Annotated in this window: 16 protein-coding genes; 9 read left to right on the top strand and 7 right to left on the bottom strand. The window is 68.9% G+C overall.

The window, feature by feature from the left end; translation table 11 throughout:
• Positions 1-25 precede the first annotated feature (25 nt).
• The 6 genes from hydA to ACWPXE_RS02705 all read right to left on the bottom strand — a co-directional run bounded on the left by hydA (position 26) and on the right by ACWPXE_RS02705 (position 6,353).
• On the bottom strand, positions 26-1,462 hold the full coding sequence (gene hydA / locus ACWPXE_RS02680) for a dihydropyrimidinase (RefSeq protein ID WP_454016584.1): 1,437 nt from the start codon (positions 1,460-1,462) through the stop codon (positions 26-28).
• 43 nt (positions 1,463-1,505) lie between these two features.
• Positions 1,506-2,237, bottom strand: coding sequence for a maleate cis-trans isomerase family protein (locus ACWPXE_RS02685; RefSeq protein ID WP_454016585.1), 732 nt, complete (start codon positions 2,235-2,237; stop codon positions 1,506-1,508).
• A gap of 17 nt (positions 2,238-2,254) precedes the next feature.
• On the bottom strand, positions 2,255-3,586 hold the full coding sequence (locus tag ACWPXE_RS02690; protein WP_454016586.1) for an amidohydrolase family protein: 1,332 nt from the start codon (positions 3,584-3,586) through the stop codon (positions 2,255-2,257).
• Positions 3,583-4,365, bottom strand: a complete 783-nt coding sequence (locus ACWPXE_RS02695; RefSeq protein ID WP_454016587.1) for an ABC transporter ATP-binding protein — start codon at positions 4,363-4,365, stop codon at positions 3,583-3,585. The genes ACWPXE_RS02690 and ACWPXE_RS02695 overlap by 4 nt, the downstream gene beginning before the upstream one ends.
• Positions 4,366-4,368: 3 nt before the next feature.
• Complete coding sequence (locus tag ACWPXE_RS02700) at positions 4,369-5,175, bottom strand: ABC transporter permease (RefSeq protein ID WP_040136228.1); 807 nt, start codon at positions 5,173-5,175, stop codon at positions 4,369-4,371.
• Positions 5,176-5,339: 164 nt separating this feature from the next.
• Complete coding sequence (locus ACWPXE_RS02705; RefSeq protein WP_454016588.1) at positions 5,340-6,353, bottom strand: ABC transporter substrate-binding protein; 1,014 nt, start codon at positions 6,351-6,353, stop codon at positions 5,340-5,342.
• A gap of 242 nt (positions 6,354-6,595) precedes the next feature.
• Here ACWPXE_RS02705 and ACWPXE_RS02710 point away from each other — a divergent pair, with 242 nt between their 5' ends.
• The 7 genes from ACWPXE_RS02710 (at position 6,596) to ACWPXE_RS02740 (ending at position 13,323) form a co-directional block, all read left to right on the top strand.
• Positions 6,596-7,312: a GntR family transcriptional regulator gene (locus tag ACWPXE_RS02710; RefSeq protein WP_454016589.1), complete on the top strand. Its 717-nt coding sequence runs from the start codon at positions 6,596-6,598 to the stop codon at positions 7,310-7,312.
• 580 nt (positions 7,313-7,892) lie between these two features.
• Positions 7,893-8,063, top strand: a complete 171-nt coding sequence (locus ACWPXE_RS02715) for a hypothetical protein (protein WP_454016590.1) — start codon at positions 7,893-7,895, stop codon at positions 8,061-8,063.
• A gap of 150 nt (positions 8,064-8,213) precedes the next feature.
• On the top strand, positions 8,214-8,948 hold the full coding sequence (locus ACWPXE_RS02720) for a proteasome-type protease (RefSeq protein WP_035679665.1): 735 nt from the start codon (positions 8,214-8,216) through the stop codon (positions 8,946-8,948).
• Between the two features lie 226 nt (positions 8,949-9,174).
• The gene (locus tag ACWPXE_RS02725; RefSeq protein ID WP_454016591.1) at positions 9,175-10,338 is read left to right on the top strand and encodes an ABC transporter ATP-binding protein; all 1,164 of its coding nucleotides are present in this window, start codon (positions 9,175-9,177) and stop codon (positions 10,336-10,338) included.
• A 46-nt stretch (positions 10,339-10,384) separates the two neighbouring features.
• The gene (locus tag ACWPXE_RS02730; RefSeq protein WP_454016592.1) at positions 10,385-11,431 is read left to right on the top strand and encodes an ABC transporter substrate-binding protein; all 1,047 of its coding nucleotides are present in this window, start codon (positions 10,385-10,387) and stop codon (positions 11,429-11,431) included.
• A gap of 193 nt (positions 11,432-11,624) precedes the next feature.
• Positions 11,625-12,515, top strand: a complete 891-nt coding sequence (locus tag ACWPXE_RS02735) for an ABC transporter permease (protein WP_454016593.1) — start codon at positions 11,625-11,627, stop codon at positions 12,513-12,515.
• Entirely contained in the window at positions 12,508-13,323 is an 816-nt protein-coding gene (locus ACWPXE_RS02740; RefSeq protein WP_040136197.1) for an ABC transporter permease, read from the top strand. Before ACWPXE_RS02735 ends, ACWPXE_RS02740 begins: the two co-directional genes overlap by 8 nt.
• 1 nt (position 13,324) lies before the next feature.
• On the opposite strand, the gene ACWPXE_RS02745 is transcribed toward ACWPXE_RS02740, so the two are convergent.
• Positions 13,325-13,681 carry a hydroxyisourate hydrolase gene (locus ACWPXE_RS02745; protein ID WP_145624522.1) on the bottom strand — a complete coding sequence of 119 codons (357 nt, stop codon included), beginning with the start codon at positions 13,679-13,681 and terminating at the stop codon, positions 13,325-13,327.
• A gap of 29 nt (positions 13,682-13,710) precedes the next feature.
• Here ACWPXE_RS02745 and ACWPXE_RS02750 point away from each other — a divergent pair, with 29 nt between their 5' ends.
• The gene (locus tag ACWPXE_RS02750) at positions 13,711-14,940 is read left to right on the top strand and encodes an MFS transporter (RefSeq protein ID WP_454016594.1); all 1,230 of its coding nucleotides are present in this window, start codon (positions 13,711-13,713) and stop codon (positions 14,938-14,940) included.
• Positions 14,931-16,331 (top strand): amidase, encoded by a 1,401-nt coding sequence (locus tag ACWPXE_RS02755; protein ID WP_454016595.1) that lies wholly within the window; start codon positions 14,931-14,933, stop codon positions 16,329-16,331. The genes ACWPXE_RS02750 and ACWPXE_RS02755 overlap by 10 nt, the downstream gene beginning before the upstream one ends.
• The last annotated feature ends 87 nt before the right edge of the window (positions 16,332-16,418 follow it).

A 16,418-nucleotide genomic window follows, 5' to 3' on the forward strand; every position in this document is an offset into this window, starting at 1 on the left:
GGTCTCCGGTTGCGGCGGGCCGAGTTTAGAACGGCAGGACCGGTGCGGGCGAGCCCTTGGGCCGCGCCGGGGCGGGCAGGCCGCAGGGCAGGAATTCGCCGCGCCCCGGCTTTGCCAGCAATTCACCGTCGCGGCAGATCACCTCCCCGCGGGACAGCGTGACGACCGGCCAGCCGGTGACCTCGATCCCCTCGTAGGGCGTGTAGTCCACGTTGTGGTGCAGGATTCCGTTGGTGATGGTGACTTTGCGGGACGGGTCCCACAGGGCGATGTCGGCGTCCGCCCCCACGGCGATGGTGCCCTTGCGCGGGTGCAGGCCGTACATGCGGGCCGGGTTGGCAGCGGTCAGCTCGACGAACTTGGTCAGCTCCATCCGGCCCTTCATCACGCCCTCGGAGAAGAGCAGCGGCAGGCGCGTCTCGACGCCGGGGATGCCGTTGGGGACGCAGCGGAAGGGCGCCTGTTCGCCATGCACCTTCTTGCCGCCCGGCCCGTCGAAGCGGAAGGGCGCGTGGTCGGAGGAGAAGACCTGGAAGGCGCCGCCGGTCAGCCCGTCCCAGATCACTTTCTGGTTCGCGGCGTCGCGCGGCGGCGGCGAGCAGATGCACTTGGCGCCCTCGAACCCCTCACCACCGAGGTCGTCGGCGGTCAGGAACAGGTACTGCGGGCAGGTCTCGGCGTAGATGCGCAGGCCGCGGCCCTGCGCCCAGCGGATCTGCTCCACCGCGTCGGCGCCGGAGACGTGGACGATCAGGATCGGCACGTCCACCAACTCCGCCAAGGAAATCGCGCGGTGGGTAGCCTCGCGCTCCGCCACGCGGGGGCGGGAGACGCCGTGGAAGTAAGGAGCGGTCTGGCCGGCGCGCTCCAGCTTCTCGGTCAGCCAGGCGATGCAGTCGGCGTTCTCCGCGTGCATCATGACCATGGCGCCCTCGGCGCGGGCGATGTCCAGCACCTCCAGGATCTGGCGGTCGTTCAGCTTCAGCGCGTCGTAGGTCATGTAGATCTTGAAGGACGTGTAACCCTCGCGGATCAGCGCCGGCAGCTCCTGCCCCAGCACCTGCTCGGTAGGGTCGGTGACGATGAGATGGAAGGCGTAGTCGATCAGCGGCTTCCCGGCGGCGCGGCGGTGATAGTCGTCCACCGCGGCGCGCAGCGTCTTGCCCTTCTCCTGGCAGGCGAAGGGCAGCACCGTCGTGGTGCCGCCGAAGGCCGCGGAGCGGGTGCCGGTCAGGAAATCGTCGGCCATGACGGAGTCATCGCCGGTCGGCTGGTCGAAATGGACGTGCCCGTCCACCCCGCCCGGCAGGACAAGCAGACCGGCGGCGTCGATCTCCTCCCTCCCGGCGGCCAGCCCCTCGCCGAGCGCGGCGATCCGCCCGCCGCGCACGCCGACGTCGGCCTTGAACACGTCCGACGCGGTGGCGACCGTGCCGTTGCGGATGACCAGATCGAAGTTCATCGTCGTTTCTCCCATCGTGACGCATTTGCCCCCACCCCTGCCCTCAGCCGTGCAGCTCGCGGAACAGGCTGCCCCAGCCCTCGACGCGGCGGGTGTCCACGCCGGTCATGCGCAGCGCCTTCCACACCACCGTGGACACCGTGTCGTAGACGGGGATGCCCAGCGCCTTCTCCATGCGCTCCGCCACCGGGGCGCCGCGCATGTTGGTGCAGATGATGGCGATGGCCTCCGGCTTGGACTCCGCAACCTCCATGCACATCCGCTCGATGGTTTCCTCGGTCACTTCGGAGAAGGAAAAGTTGCCGCGGTCGTTCAGGTGCCGCTCCGCCACCACCTCGAAGCCGGCGGCGTTGTAGTTGGCGACCATCTTCTCCTGGATCTCGTCCAGATAGGGACTGACGATGGCGAAGCGTTTGCGCCCGGTCGTCTCCAAAATCTCGTTCAGGGCGAGCATGGAGGTGCAGGCGGGAATGCCCGTTTCCGCCTCGATGGAGGCGCAGAGCTTCTCGTCGGCCGCGAAGCCCAGCCAGCCGGCCGAGGTGCCGTTCCAGCCGATCACGTTCAGCCGGGCGTCGGCCAGCAGCCGGGCGGCGTCCAGGAAGGGCGCGTCGGTGAACTGGTCCAGCGCGGCGGCGCGAAGGGAAATCTCCTTCACCGTGAAGCGCCCGAAATGGGCGGTCACCTCCGGCAGGCCGCTCAGCATCGCGGAGGTGATGGGCTCCAGCACCGTGTTGGAGGAAGGGGTCAGCATGCCCAGAAGGACGCGGTTGCTCATCGTCTTGGTTCTTTCGGTCAGGCGCGCGCCCACAGCGCGCGGGCGGCCTTGTCGGCCTCGGTGCAGATCTCGTTCAGGTCGGCGCGGACGGGGCGCCCGTCCTCGACCAGGGTTTCACCGTCGACCAGCACCATCTCCACGTCGCGCCCCTGCGCGGTGTGGACGAGCGTGCCGAGCGGGTTCATCAGTGGGCGCAGATGCGGGCGGCGGGTGTCGAAGACGACGAGGTCGGCCTTCTTGCCCAGGGCCAGAGTGCCGATCTCGTCGGCCATGCCGACCGCCTGCGCGCCCCCCGAGGTCGCCATGCGGAAGACGTCGGCGGGCTGCCAGGCGGCGGTGACCCCGCCCTGCTGGATGCGCGCGGTAGCGAGCGCCCAGCGCATCGCCTCCACCATGTCGCCGTGCTGGGTGTCGGTGCACAGCGCCAGATTGACGCCCGCCTCCTTCAGCTTCGGCGTCGGCGCCAGCCGGCCCGATGCGGCGTTGCATTTCGGCACATGGACCGCGTGCGCCCCGGCGCGGGCGAGGCGGGCGATGTCGGCGTCCTCCACATACAGGCAGTGGGTGGCGAGCAGCCGGTCGTTCAGCAGCCCGCACTCGTCCAGCAGTTCCGCCGGGGTCAGGCCGGTGGACGCCTTCACCCGCTCCACCTCCACCCGGCTCTGCGCCAGATGGGTGTTCACATGCATGGAGCGCTTCGCGGCCTCGTCGGCGAGGGTGCGCAGGAAGGCGGGGGAGCAGGTGTCCGGCGCATGGGCGGCCATCTGCACGCGGATGCGCCCGTCGTTGGCACCGTTCCAGCGGTCGTGCAGGTCCAGCGTGCGCAGCAGCAGGTCGCTGCCGATGGCCGGGTCGAAGCGCCATTGGCCCTGGGCCACGCGGGCGAAGTCCACGTCGTGGACGCGCCAGCTCGCATGGACGCGCAGGCCAAGCTCGGCGATGGCGTCCAGCGTCGCGTCGGCGTGGACGAAGTGGTCGCAGATCAGCGTGGAGCCGGACAGCAGGGCCTCCACCGCGCCCAGCCGGGCCAGCGCGCGGGCCTCCTCCGGCGTGGCGTCGGTGCCCTTGGGCACGCCCGGCGTGTAGGAGGGGGCGAAGCCGAGATCGGCGGCCACGCCGCGCACCATCACCAGGACGGCATGCAGATGCGCGTTGACGAAGCCCGGCGTGACCACCCGCCCCGGCAGGCGCCGGACCTCGGCGGCGGCGGGCAGTCCCTCCGCTTCCGGGGCGAGATGGACAATGCGCCCGTCGCGGATGCCGATGGCGGCAGCGTCCACGACGCTGCCGACCGCCTCTCCGGTCAGGGCGGTGACGCCGGTCAGCAGCAGGTCGAGCCGGCCGGTCACGCTACGGCGGCCTGCCGTTGCTGCAGGCCCTCCTCGCGGATCAGGTTGAGGATGTGGCGCTTGTGGTCGTTGAAGCGCGGGCCGGTGGTGTCGCGCGGGCGCGGCAGGTCGAGCGCGATCAGCTCGCGGATGCGGCCCGGACGGCTGGTCATCACGGCGACGCGGGTGCCGAGCACCAGCGCCTCGTCCACGCTGTGGGTGACGAAGACGACGGTGCAGCGCTGCTTCTGCCAGATGGCGACCAGCTCCTCCTGCATGTCCATCTTGGTCTGGGCGTCGAGCGCCGCGAAGGGCTCGTCCATCAGGATGACCTGCGGGTTCAGCAGCAGGGCGCGGGCGATGCCGACGCGCTGGCTCATGCCGCCCGACAGCTCGGCCGGGAAATGGTTCTCGAAGCCGCGCAGGCCGACCATGTCGATGTATTCCTGGGCGGCGTCGCGCCGGTCGGCCTTGCGCCAGCCCTTCAGACGCAGATGGAAGGCGACGTTCTCCCACACGGGCAGCCAGGGCATCAGGTTGGCCTGCTGGAAGACCATGCCGCGGTCGGCGCCGGGGCCGTCCACCAGCTTGCCGCCCACCGTCACGGTGCCCTCGGTCGGCTTCTCGAAGCCGGCGATCATGTTCAGCAAGGTGGACTTGCCGCAGCCCGACGAGCCGAGCAGGCAGAGGAACTCGTTCTTCTCCACCGACAGGCTGACGTCGTCGATGGCCAGCAGGTCGCGCTTGCGCTTGGCGTCGCGGAAGATCTTGGTGATGTTCTGAAGCTCGATGGAAGCCATCGCTCAGCCCTCCCGGCTCTGGAGCGTGGAGCCGTGCTGCCAGTGCAGCGCGGCGGACATCAGGACTTTGATGAGCGCGTCGGTCGCGTAGCCAAGCAGGCCGATGCTGGCCATGGCGGCGAGCACGAGGTCGTAGCGCAGGAAGTAGTAGCTGTCCCACAGCACGTAGCCGAGGCCGCTCTTCACCGCGACCATCTCCGCCGTCACCGTCAGCATCCAGGCGGCGCCGATGCCGATGCGCAGGCCGGCGAAGATGCTGGGGAGGGCCGCCGGGAACACGACGTGGCGCAGAAGCTGCTGTTCCGTGGCGCCCATCATCGAGGCGGCGCGGATCAGGTTGCGGTCGGCGGTCTTCACCCCGTGGATGGTGTTCATCAGGATCGGGAAGAAGGCGCCGAGGAAGACCAGGAAGATGGCCGGCTTGTTGGCGATGCCGAACCAGATGATCGCCAGCGGGATCCACGACACCGGCGGCACCGGGCGGAGCATCTGGATGGTCGGCTCCACCGTCCGCTCGACCCAGCGCCACCAGCCGATGGCGATGCCCAGCAACACGCCGCTGACCACCGCGATGCCGTAGCCGGCGGCGACGCGTGTGGCGCTGGACAGGGCATCGGCGAACCAGCGGCCGGTGTTGCCCTGCGAGGTCTCGTCGAAGCCGAAGATCCAGTCGCCCCAGGTGTGCAGAACCACCGACGGGGCCGGCAGCAGGGCCGCCGGCAGGAATCCGGACCGGGAGAACACCTCCCAGGCGGCAAGGATGAAGAGGGGAACGACGGCGCGCTCCCAGGATTTCGACAATGCCGTCATGGCCCGGTTTTCCCTATCCCGTCGAAAGGCAGTCGTGAATTGGAAGGCGCTCCCAAGGCGGATTGCCATCCTCCTTGGACCGCGACTGCGGTCCCGGTCGCACATGCGACCGGAGCCCGCCGGCGAATGAGGCGATAAAAATCTAAAGCGAACGCAAGTTCGCTTTAGAAGCCCAGCTCGCTCTTCGGCTTCTTGGTAACGGCTTCGAGGAACGTGTAATCCAGGTTCTTCTCCGCGGCGGCGGTGACGTCGTTGGAGATGTACTTCAGCTCGCGCATCATCGTGGCGATGGCCAGCGTGCTGTCCTTGTGGATGGCGTAATCCGGGGAGGCGTTCTTGAGCGCCTCGGTGGCGACGGCCTTGTCCATGCCGGTGTATTTGTTGATGACGTCGACCCACACGGTCTGGTCGGACTTCAGCTTGTCGACCAGGGCGACGACCGAGCCGACGGTGGCCTCGACCGCCTTCGGGTGATCCTTGATGACGTCGGAGCGGGTGACGATCAGGTTGGTCAGGTTGCCGGCAGCCTGATCATAGGGCAGCGCGAAATGCGTGCCGACGCCGGTCTGGCGGATCTGGGAGGCGAAGGGTTCCACCGTGCAGATCACGTCCACCTCGCCGCGCTGGAGGGCGGCGGCGTGGTCGGACGGGTTCGGGATGTTGATGAACTGCACGTCCTTGTTGACGTTGATGCCGTGCTTCTGGAGGGCGCCGCGCATGTGGATGTCCTGCGCGTTGCCGCGCGACGCCGCGACGCGCAGCGGCTCGCCCTTCTCCTTGCGCTCGGCGATCAGCTTTTTCAGCCCGTCCCAATCATCGGCCTTCAGGGCGATGCCCTTGCCGACGACGATCTCCGACCCACCGTTCACCTGACCGGACACGGCCACCACGTCGAAGCCCTTATCGAGCGCCGTGATGTAGTGCAGGTAGGTGACCTGGGCCATGTCGATGCTCTTCGACACCAGCGCGGTCAGCACGTCGTTGCCGGAGTTGAAGTTGATCGCCTCGATCTCCACACCTTTGGCGAGTTCCGGGGTCAGCGCCATCGGCAGGCAATGGGCGCATTTGGCGAAGCCCAGCTTCAGCGTCTCCGCGTCGGCGGCCTGGGCGGTGGCAGCGGCGGAGAGGGCGAGGAAGGCGGCGGTGACGGTCGTCAGGGTGAGGGACCGGAACGTCATGAAAGGAGTGCTCCCGATGCGGTTGCGTCCCTCATCCTTTCGCAAGGCCCATGCCAAATTGTATACAATATTATATTCGCCAATTTATTGGCTGTTTTCAGCTGTTTAGAGCATAGTGGCCGAGGCTGGCCACGCGCAAGCGCGCTTGCCTGAATTTTGGGCAAAGCGCATCATTTCGGCATACATGCCCAAGTATGCAGCACTTTCGGGGGTGGTGGGTCAGGATGGATAGGATCAAGACCATGAAGGCGCCGGCCCGGCCGATCCGCCGCGCGACGCTGCACCATTCCGCGGTGGAGGAACTGCGGGCGATGATCCTGGACGGAGAGCTGCCGCCGGGCGTCCGCGTGCCGGAGGTGCAACTGTGCGAGCAGTTGGGAATCTCCCGCACGCCGCTGCGCGAGGCCTTGCGGGTCCTGTCGTCGGAAGGGCTGGTGGAGCTTCGCCCGCACCGCGGCGCCATTGTCGCCCCGGTGGACCCCGGCGAGATCGGGGCGATCTTCGAGGTGATGGACGCGCTGGAACGGCTGGCCGGGACGCTCGCCTGCCGCAACGGCTCCGACGCGGAGTTCGCGAAGCTCGACCGGATGCACGACCAGCTCGTCACCCAGCACGACGCGGGGGAACGTGCGGCCTACTTCCTGACCAACCGCCAGATCCACACCCAGATCGTCGCCATGGCCCGCAACCCGGCGCTGGAGGCGACCTACGCCGGCTTCGCCGCCAAGATCCTGCGCGCCCGCTCGCTCGCCAACTACGACACGGGCCGCTGGCAGGAGTCGGTGGACGAGCATGAGGGGTTCATGAAGGCGTTCCGCCGCCGCGACGCCGAAGAGGCCGGCGCCCTGCTGGCCGATCACAGCCGCCGCACCGCGGTGGCGGTCATCCAGGCTCTGCGCCCTGCGGCGGTTCAGGGGAAAAAGGCGGTGGCCGGAGCCGAGCCGATGGACGCGGGATGATTCGTTCGATTAAGGCTTGAATTATGCTGCGGTGCGGAATATATTAGTTTCACTGACGCCTTTTTGGGCGTTTCCTCCCTAGACTCAGGCCGCCGGAGCAATCCTGGCGGCCTTTTTCTTTGCGCCCAGCACTTATAGTTTTGTGCGTCGCAACAAGAAAATTCTGCAATGTCTGGTGGAAAGCGAACCCCTGAAAGTGAAACACGCTGCTGCCGTCAAAGCCCTGCGGGGGTGCGAGGGCTTGAGGCATGCAGCGTGTCGCATTGTGTGCGCGCCTTTGTTTTTGTGCGGCGCGCCCTTGCTTTCACGGACTACCGAGTCCTCCCTAGACTCCGGCCTGACGCTGTTCGCAGCGCTACGAAAGATAGACCATACGTACCCGCACGATGTCAATGGGCACGGCGGCCGGAGGAGTATGTTTTTTCGCCTATGACCTTGCGCCGGCCCCCGTAAGTTCCAAGCGAATCGGAACATGACCGCCTGCCATCGTAGGGACCGGCCGATCGCCGCGCGTACCATCGCCGTCTTGGTTCACGTCATGCCCGCCGGGCATCGGAACCGACATAGCGGAGGAAACACTATGGCCGACGAACGGAACCCGAGCCAGATGGGCAGCCAGAACGAGCGGAAGCAGGGGCAGCAGACCCAGGACAATCCGAAAAACCGGCAGCAGGGGCAGGACCAGGCGAACCGGCAGCAGCAGCAGGACATGGACCGCGACCAGGACGAGAAGGGCGGGCAGCAGCGCTGACCGCGCATCGCGGGAGGCGGGACATGATGTCCCGCCTCCCGCGATGGGTTTGCGGCGTGCTGGTTTTTTCGGCATACACTGGGACGGCCGGCCGGCCGTCCCTTTTCATGTGGGCGGTCCGGATTCCGCTGGGAGGAGAGAGGACGGACCATGACCTACTGCGTCGCCCTGTATCTGGAGGACGGCTTGGTGATGCTGTCGGACACGCGCACCAACGCGGGGGTCGACCACATCTCCATCTTCAGCAAGATGCATGTCTTCGAAGAGCCCGGCGACCGCATGATCGCCCTGATGACCGCCGGCAACCTGTCGCTCACCCAGTCGGTGATCGCGCTGATCCAGGAAGGGGTGGAACTGGACGGCGAGATCCGCACCATCGGCAGCGTGAACGGCATGTTCCAGGCCGCCCAGCTCGTCGGCGCCGCCGTCCGTCAGGTGTGGAAGCGGGACGGCCACGCGCTGAAGGAGCAGCGGGTGGATTTCGACCTGTCCATCATCCTGGGCGGCCAGATCCGCGGGGACCGGGTGCGGCTGTTCCATGTCTACGCCGCCGGCAATTTCATCGAGGCGACCGCCGACAACGCCTTCTTCCAGATCGGCGAGCACAAGTACGGCAAACCGATCCTTGACCGGGCGCTGAATCACAACACGCCGATCGAGGAAGGGATGAAGCTGGTGCTGATTTCCATGGACAGCACGCTGCGCTCCAACCTGACGGTCGGACTTCCGCTCGACCTGATCGCCTACCGCCGCGATTCCCTGAAGTTGGAGACGAAGCGGCGGATCGGCGAGGATGATCCCTGCTTTAAGGAGATCAGCGACGGCTGGTCCCAGGCGCTCCGCGAGGCGTTCCGCTCCCTGCCGCCGCCGCGCTGGGCCGACTGACGGAAGCGGCCCAAAGCGGCGATTAATTTTTAGGCATATTCAACGGGCAATCTGCCCAGCTTCGCGCCGCGACCGAACGATGACCATGGGGTGAACACCAGAGTATGCGAGGGTTCGGGGCCGGAGCGCCCTTGAACCCATGGGAGTGGCACGCGGGTTGCTCTCCCTCTGTCCTGCGACGCGCCACCGGGGGTTTCCACCGGTGCGCCCTACCAGGACACGCCCCATGGCCGCACTCCAATCCGCCCGTTCGCACCACCACCCGTCTCCGCCGCCCGCCGCGGAGGACCCCGCCACGCCGGCGGGCGTCGCGGTGACACTGGACGGCATTACCCACCGCTTCGGCGCCTCCACCGCCGTGGACAACGTGACGCTGGAGATCAAGGCGGGCGAGCTGGTGGCCCTGCTGGGGCCGTCCGGCTGCGGCAAGACCACGCTGCTGCGCATCCTCGCCGGTTTCCAGGCGCAGACGTTGGGCCGCGTCGTCATCGGCGACCGGGTGGTCGACAGCCTGCCGCCCGCCGGGCGTGGCGTCGGCATCGTGTTCCAGAACTACGCGCTGTTCCCGCACATGACCGTGGCGCAGAACGTCGCCTACGGGCTGGAGGCGCGGGGTGCCGCCCGCGACGCCGTGCGGGCGCGGGTGGAGGCGATGCTGGGTCTGGTGAAGCTGGACGCCATGCGCGACCGCTTCCCCAAGCAGTTGTCCGGCGGACAGCAACAGCGCGTGGCGCTGGCCCGCGCCCTGGCGATCCAGCCGAGCATCCTGCTGCTCGACGAGCCCTTCGCGGCGCTCGACAAGAATCTGCGGCTGGACATGCAGATCGAGATCAAGCAGCTCCAGCGCCGTTTCGGCATCACCACCATCATGGTCACCCACGACCAGGAGGAGGCGCTGAGCATGGCCGACCGCATCGCCGTGCTGAGCCGGGGCAAGCTGGAGCAGTTCGGCACGCCGGAAGACGTCTACGACCGCCCCGGAACCCTGTTCGTCAACGGCTTCGTCGGCAGCGCCAACCAGTTGCGGGGCCGTGTCGTCCGCGCCTCCGGCAGCGTCGCCGAGGTGGCGCTGGAGGCCGGCACCGTTCTGACCGCCGTCACGCCCGACGCCGCGCTGGGCGCCGGCGACCCCGCCATCCTCTGCGTGCGACCGGAGAATCTGCGGCTCGCCGCCGAGGCGGCGCCCCAGCAGATCGCCGGCACCGTTGACCTCGCCCTGCCGCTCGGCCCCGTGGTCGTCTACGAGGTGCGCACCGCCGACGGCGGGCAGGTGAAGGTGACCGACCCGCGCGTGGCCGGCGCCGCTCTGCGCGCGCCCGGCACGCCGGTCCGGCTGCAACCCGTCTCCCACCAGACCTGCCGCGCCTTCGCGGTTCCCGCGGGCGCCTGAGTCCGCCCCTCCCCCTTCTCTCCTCCTCCCCCTGGAGTGCCTGCCGATGACCCTCGACCGCCGCCAGATCCTCGCCGCCGGCCTCACGCTCGGCGCCATGTCCCTGTTCCCCGGCATGAGCTGGGCGCAGGCGCGCAAGCTGGTGTTCGCCACCTTCACCGGAAGCTGGGAGGAAGCCCACCGCGACGTCATCGTCCCGCATTTCCGCAAGGCCACGGGCAACGCCGACATCGCGCTGGACCCGATGCTGTCGGTGGACATGATCGCCAAGGTGTCCGCCGCCAAGGCCAACCCGCCGATCGACGTGATGCTGATGGACCCGGGCCCGCGCCTGTCGGTGATCGGCCAGGACCTGGCCGCCCCCTTCCCCGTCGCGGACAGCAAGAACTACCAGGATCTGCTGCCGGTGGCCCAGTTGCCCGAAGGGCCGGGCATCTTCTTCCAGGCGGTCGGCATCACTTACAACCCGGAGAAGGTCAAGACCCCGCCGACGAGCTGGGACGACCTGTGGAAGCCCGAATACAAGGGCCGCGTCGGCATCACCAACATGAACTCGACGCTCGGCACCGCCTTCATGGTCGAACTGGCGAAGACCCGCGGCGGCAGCGAGAACGACATCGAGCCGGCCTTCGCCGCTCTGAAGGAGCTTCAGCCGAACCTCGGCGCCGTGGCCCCCAACCCCGGCGCGCTCGCCACCCTGTTCCAGCAGGGCCAGATCGACATCTCCCCGGGCAACTTCAACGCCATTCAGATCCTGCGCGCCCGCGGCGTGCCGGTGGAGTTCGCCAAGCCGAAGACCGGCACCATCGCCTTCCTGACCACCGCCCACATCACCAAGAACTCGCCCAACGCCAAGCTGGCGGCGGCGCTGATCGAATCCGCCATGGCTCCGGAGGTCCAGACCAAGCTGATGCAGGCGCCCTTCTACGTCATCCCGACGAATGCCAAGGTGCAGATGGACGGCGACATCGCCCGCATGATCGCCAAGGACCAGGAGGAGCTGAAGGCGTCCTTCGTGTTCCACGACTGGTCGGTGATCAACCAGAACCGCGCCGGCTGGATCGAGCGGTTCAACAAGGAGATCAAGGTGTAAGTGCGGGAGACGGGCCCCCCTTACCCTAATGGCCAATCTTAGCCCTCTCCCCTCTGGGGAGAGGGTGGCCCGCAGGGCCGGTGAGGGGGTCGCGCCTTTGCCGGACGCACCGCCATGCGCAACCCCCTCACCCTAACCCTCTCCCCGGAGGGGAGAGGGGACCAAGAATGCGATTGCCACAGGACTCCACCCCATGACCGCCATCACCGCCCCCGGCCTCGCCGGACCCGCGACCGCCGCACGGCCCCGCATCGGGCGGGAATGGACGCTGGCGCTGCCGCTGGCCGCCTTCTTCGCGGTGTTCTTCGTGACGCCGCTGCTCCTGCTGGTCGCCGTCAGCCTCTACGCCGACGCGGAGATGACGCGGTTCAGGCTGGACCAGTACATCCGCTTCTTCGGCGACACCTTCAATCTGGCCGTGCTCGGCAGCACGCTGCTGCTGGGGGTGAAGGTCACAGCGCTGACGCTGCTGTTCGGCTATCCGCTGGCCTGGCTCTACACCCGCAGCGGGCCGCGGATGCAGTCGGCGCTGATCCTCGTCATCATCCTGCCGCTGCTGACCTCGGTCGTGGTCCGCACCTTTGCGTGGATCGTCATCCTGGGGCGGGACGGCATCGTCAACAATCTGCTGCTGTCGCTGGGTCTGGCGGAAACGCCGCTGCGCCTGCTCTACACCGAAGGCGGTTTGGTCGCCGCCCTGGTGCAGGTGCAGATGCCGCTGATGGTGCTGCCGCTCATCACCACCCTGTCGCGGCTCGACCCCAACCTGCTCGACGCCTCGGCGGCGTTGGGCGCCGGGCCGTGGCGGGGCTTCCTCAAGGTGACGCTGCCGCTGAGCCTGCCGGGGATCGTCGCGGGGTGCCTGCTGACCTACGCCGCCGCCGTCACCGCCTTCATCACCCAGTCGCTCGTCGGCGGCGGGCAGATGCTGTTCATGCCGCAATACATCTATCAACAGACCATCACGCTCCACAACTGGCCCTTCGCCGCCGCCATCTCCATCGTCTTCATGGTGTCGGTGCTGGGCGTGGTGATGCTGTTCAACCTGCTGGGCCGCGCCAGCAAGGGGTACGTCCATGCCTGACATGCAGCGCCCGACCCTGGGAAGCGCCTCCTTCGGCCTCGTCATGGGCACGCTCGCCGGCGCGGCGCTGCTGCTGCTGGCGGCGCCGACGCTGGTGGTGCTCGTCACCTCCTTCACCGACGGCTATTCGCTGAAGTTCCCGCCGCCGTCCTACAGCCTGCGCTGGTACGCCTCGCTGATCGACGCGTGGCAGCTCCAGGACGCCGCGCTGGTCAGCCTGAAGCTGGGCGCCGTGGTCACCGCCGTGTCGGTGGTGCTGGGCACCGCCGCGGCGCTGGCCATCGGGCGCAGCCGCCGCGCCTGGGCGCGCGGGCTGGACGCGCTGTTCATGTCGCCGCTGGTCCTGCCGGCGCTGGCCTTCGGCCTCGCCTCGCTGGTGTTCTTCAGCACGGCGGGGGTGGAACTGTCCTTCCTGACGCTGGCCATCGGCCACATCGTGGTCAGCGTGCCCTACGTCCTGCGCACCACGCTGGCGAGCCTCGCCCAGCTCGACCCCGCGCTCCTGGAAAGCTCCGAGAGCCTCGGGGCCGGGCGTCTCTACACCTTCCGCCGGGTGACGCTGCCGACCATCCGCAACGGCATCGGCGCCGGGGCCTTCATCGCCTTCATGTCGAGCTTCGACAACATTCCGGTGTCGCTGTTCATGGCCGACGCCCGCAACGAGGTGCTGCCCATCCGCATGTGGCAGATCCTGGAGAACAGCCTGGACGTCCGCGCCGCGGCGGTGTCCGGCGTGCTGATCGCCGTCACCGTCCTGGCGATGGTGGTGATGGAGCGGGTCGCCGGCCTGTCGCGCCAGCTCCGCTAACTTATGCCCCGCGGAACAGGGAATAGCCCCAGGGGGTGAACTTCAGCGGCAGATGGTAGTGCTGCGCCACGTCGGTGACGGTGAAGCGGAACGGCGCCTCCTCCAGGAAGGCCGGTTCCGCCCCTCCCGCCCCTTGCGCGCGCAGCCAAGGGCCGATGTGGAACACCGCCTCGTAGACGCCCGCCGTCACGCCCGCGCCGCCGACCACCGGATGGTCGAGCGCGCCATTGGCACACAAACGGCTTTCCGCTAGCCTGTCCCGTTGTCCGTCCCGCAAAGCATAGAGTTCCACCCGCATCCCCTCGGCGGGCACCCCGCGCGCCACATCCACCGCATGCAACGAAATCCCGCCGGCCATCGGCCCGTCCCTTTCCTTGTGGAGTCCCCATGAACGTCTGGTTGCTGCCTCTGATCGCCATGGCGGCGGTTCAGGCGTTCGTCGGGCTGTGTCTCTTCGCCATTCCGGTGATCGCGCCGCAGGCGGCGCCCGACCTGGGGGTCGATCCGGGGCTTCTCGGCCTTTATACCGCGGTCGTCTTCACCGCCGCCATCCCCGCGTCGCTGGGGGCGGGCGGGCTGATCGCCCGTTGGGGGGCGATCCGCACCTGCCAGGCCTGCCTGCTCGCCGCAGCAGGAGCCGCGCTGCTGTCGGCCAGCGCCCTTCCCATCGCCTTCCTGCTGGGGGCGCTGGCGCTGGGCTTCGCCTTCGGGCCGGAAACGCCGGCCAGCACGCAGCTGCTGTCCCGGCTGACCCCGCCGGAGAAGCGCCCGCTGGTCTTCTCGCTGCGCCAGACCGGCAACCAGTTCGGCGGCATGGCCGCGGGATTTGCCGTGCCGCTGCTGGTCCTGTCCGTCGGCTGGCAGGCCAGCCTGCTGGTCGTGGCGGGCGCCACCGCCGTCCTGGCGCTCGTCCTGGAGCCACTGGCCCGCCGCCACGACGGCGACGACCGCGCCGCCCCCCGCCCCGCCGGGCGCGGCACGTTGAAGCGCGCGCTCGATCTGGTCGTCGGGGAACCGGCGCTGCGCCGGCTGGCCATGGCTGTCTGCGCCTTCTCGGCCATGCAGCTTTGTCTGAACGGCTTCCTGGTCAGCTTCGCGGTGACCGGCCTGGGCTGGAGCCTGCCGCTGGCGGGCACGGCGTTGGCGGTGGCGCAGGGCGCCGGGCTGGTGGGACGCGTCGGCTGGGGCCTCGTGGCGACGCGCTGGGCGCCGCCCCGCGTCATCCTCGCCGGGCTGGGCGTCGCCATGAGCGTGGCCGCCGCCCTGGTCGCCATCGCCTCCCCCGGCTGGCCGGTGCCCGCCTTCCTGGCCGTCTGCGCCGCCTTCGGCCTGTCGGCGAGCGGTTGGAACGGCCTGTTCGTTTCGGAGGTCGCCCGTCTCGCCCCGACGGGCCGGGCGGGCGAGGCGACGGGCGGCATGCTCGCCATCGCCTACGCCGGGCTGGTCATCGGGCCGGCGCTGTTCAGCCTGCTGGTCGCCGGGGGCTTCGGCTATTCCGCCGGCTATCTGGCGGCCGCCGCCGCCGCGCTGGTCGGCGCCGCGGCGCTGGTCATTCCCCTGCCGCCGGCCCCCACCCCGGACCTTTCCACCGCTGCCGAGGACACCCCATGCGCATGATGAGCGCCCGCCGGATCGCCGAACAGGTCGCCGCCCGCGCGGTCAGCGCCGTCGCCCTCTACGACGATCTGCTGGAGCGGATCGCGACCGAGAATCCGCGGCTGAACGCCATCGTCCATCTCGACCCGGAGGCCGGGCGGGCGGAGGCGCGGGCCGCCGACGAGCGTGCCACGCGAGGCGAGGCGCTGCCCCTGCTCGGCGTGCCCTTCACGGTGAAGGACAACATCTGGGTGCGCGGACAGCCGGTCCGCCAGGGATCGCGGCTGTTCGAGGACTTCGTGGCGCCGGAGGACGCGGTGGCGGTGGCCCGGCTGCGCGCCGCGGGCGCCGTCTTCGCGGGAATCACCAACTGCTCGGAATTCGCCTGCAAGGGGGTGACGACCAATCGCCTGCACGGCCCGACCCGGAATCCCTGGGACGTGGCGCTGACGCCCGGCGGTTCCTCCGGCGGGGCGGCCAGCGCGGTGGCGGCGGGCTTGGCGCCGCTGGCGCTGTGCACTGACGGCGGCGGCTCCACCCGCCGGCCCGCCGCCCATGTCGGAGTGGTCGGCATGAAGCCCTCGGCCGGCGTCGTCCCCCACCCCGTCGGCTTCGCCGAGCCGGTGTTCGGCAATTCGGTGATCGGCCAGATGGCCCGCTCCGTCGCCGACGTGGCGCTGATGCTCGACGCGCTGGCCGGGCCGGACCCGCGCGACCCGCAATCGGTGGCGGTGTCCGGCTCCTTCGTCCATGCCGCCGCCAACCCTGACCCGGCGGGCCTGCGCATCGCCTACAGCCGACGGCTGGGGCTGGACGCCCCCGTGGACCCGGAGGTCGCGGCCTGCGTGGAGCGCGCCGTTCACCGTCTCGCCGACGCCGGGGCCATCGTCGAGGAGGCCGACCCGGTCTGGCCCGACGGTGCCGGGGAAAGCGGCCTGATGCCCCTCCAGTTCGCCGGCCTCGCCGCGCTCTACGGCGAGCGCTACCGCGCCACGCCGGACCTGTTCGACCCTGACATCGGACAGCAGATCGGCGCCGGGCTGCGCACCAGCGGCGCGGAGGTCGCCCACGCCCTGCATCTGCGGGAGGAGGCCTACCGCGCGCTGGCCGCCCTCTTCACACGGTACGACCTGCTGGTCTGCCCGACGACTCCGGTCACCGCATGGCCGTTCGACCGGCTTGGCCCCGCCACCATCGACGGGCGACCGGTGACGCCACGCGGCCACGCGGTCTTCACACCTCTGTTCAATCACTGCTACGCGCCGGCCTGCTCGGTCCCCTGTGGGCTGACGGAGAGCGGCGGGCTTCCGGTTGGGCTGCAGATCGCCGGCCCGCGCCTGTCCGACGCGGCGGTGCTGCGGCTGGCCGCCGTGGTGGAAGCCACCTGCGGTTACACTGGCCTTGTAGCGTGACAGCCTTTTGAAGAAAAAGAGAAACGGCGATGGGGATAGAACGGACAGCCTGTATCAATTACCATCGTATTCTGGCAATCTTCACTT

The organism is Azospirillum sp. Marseille-Q6669 (assembly GCF_965111635.1).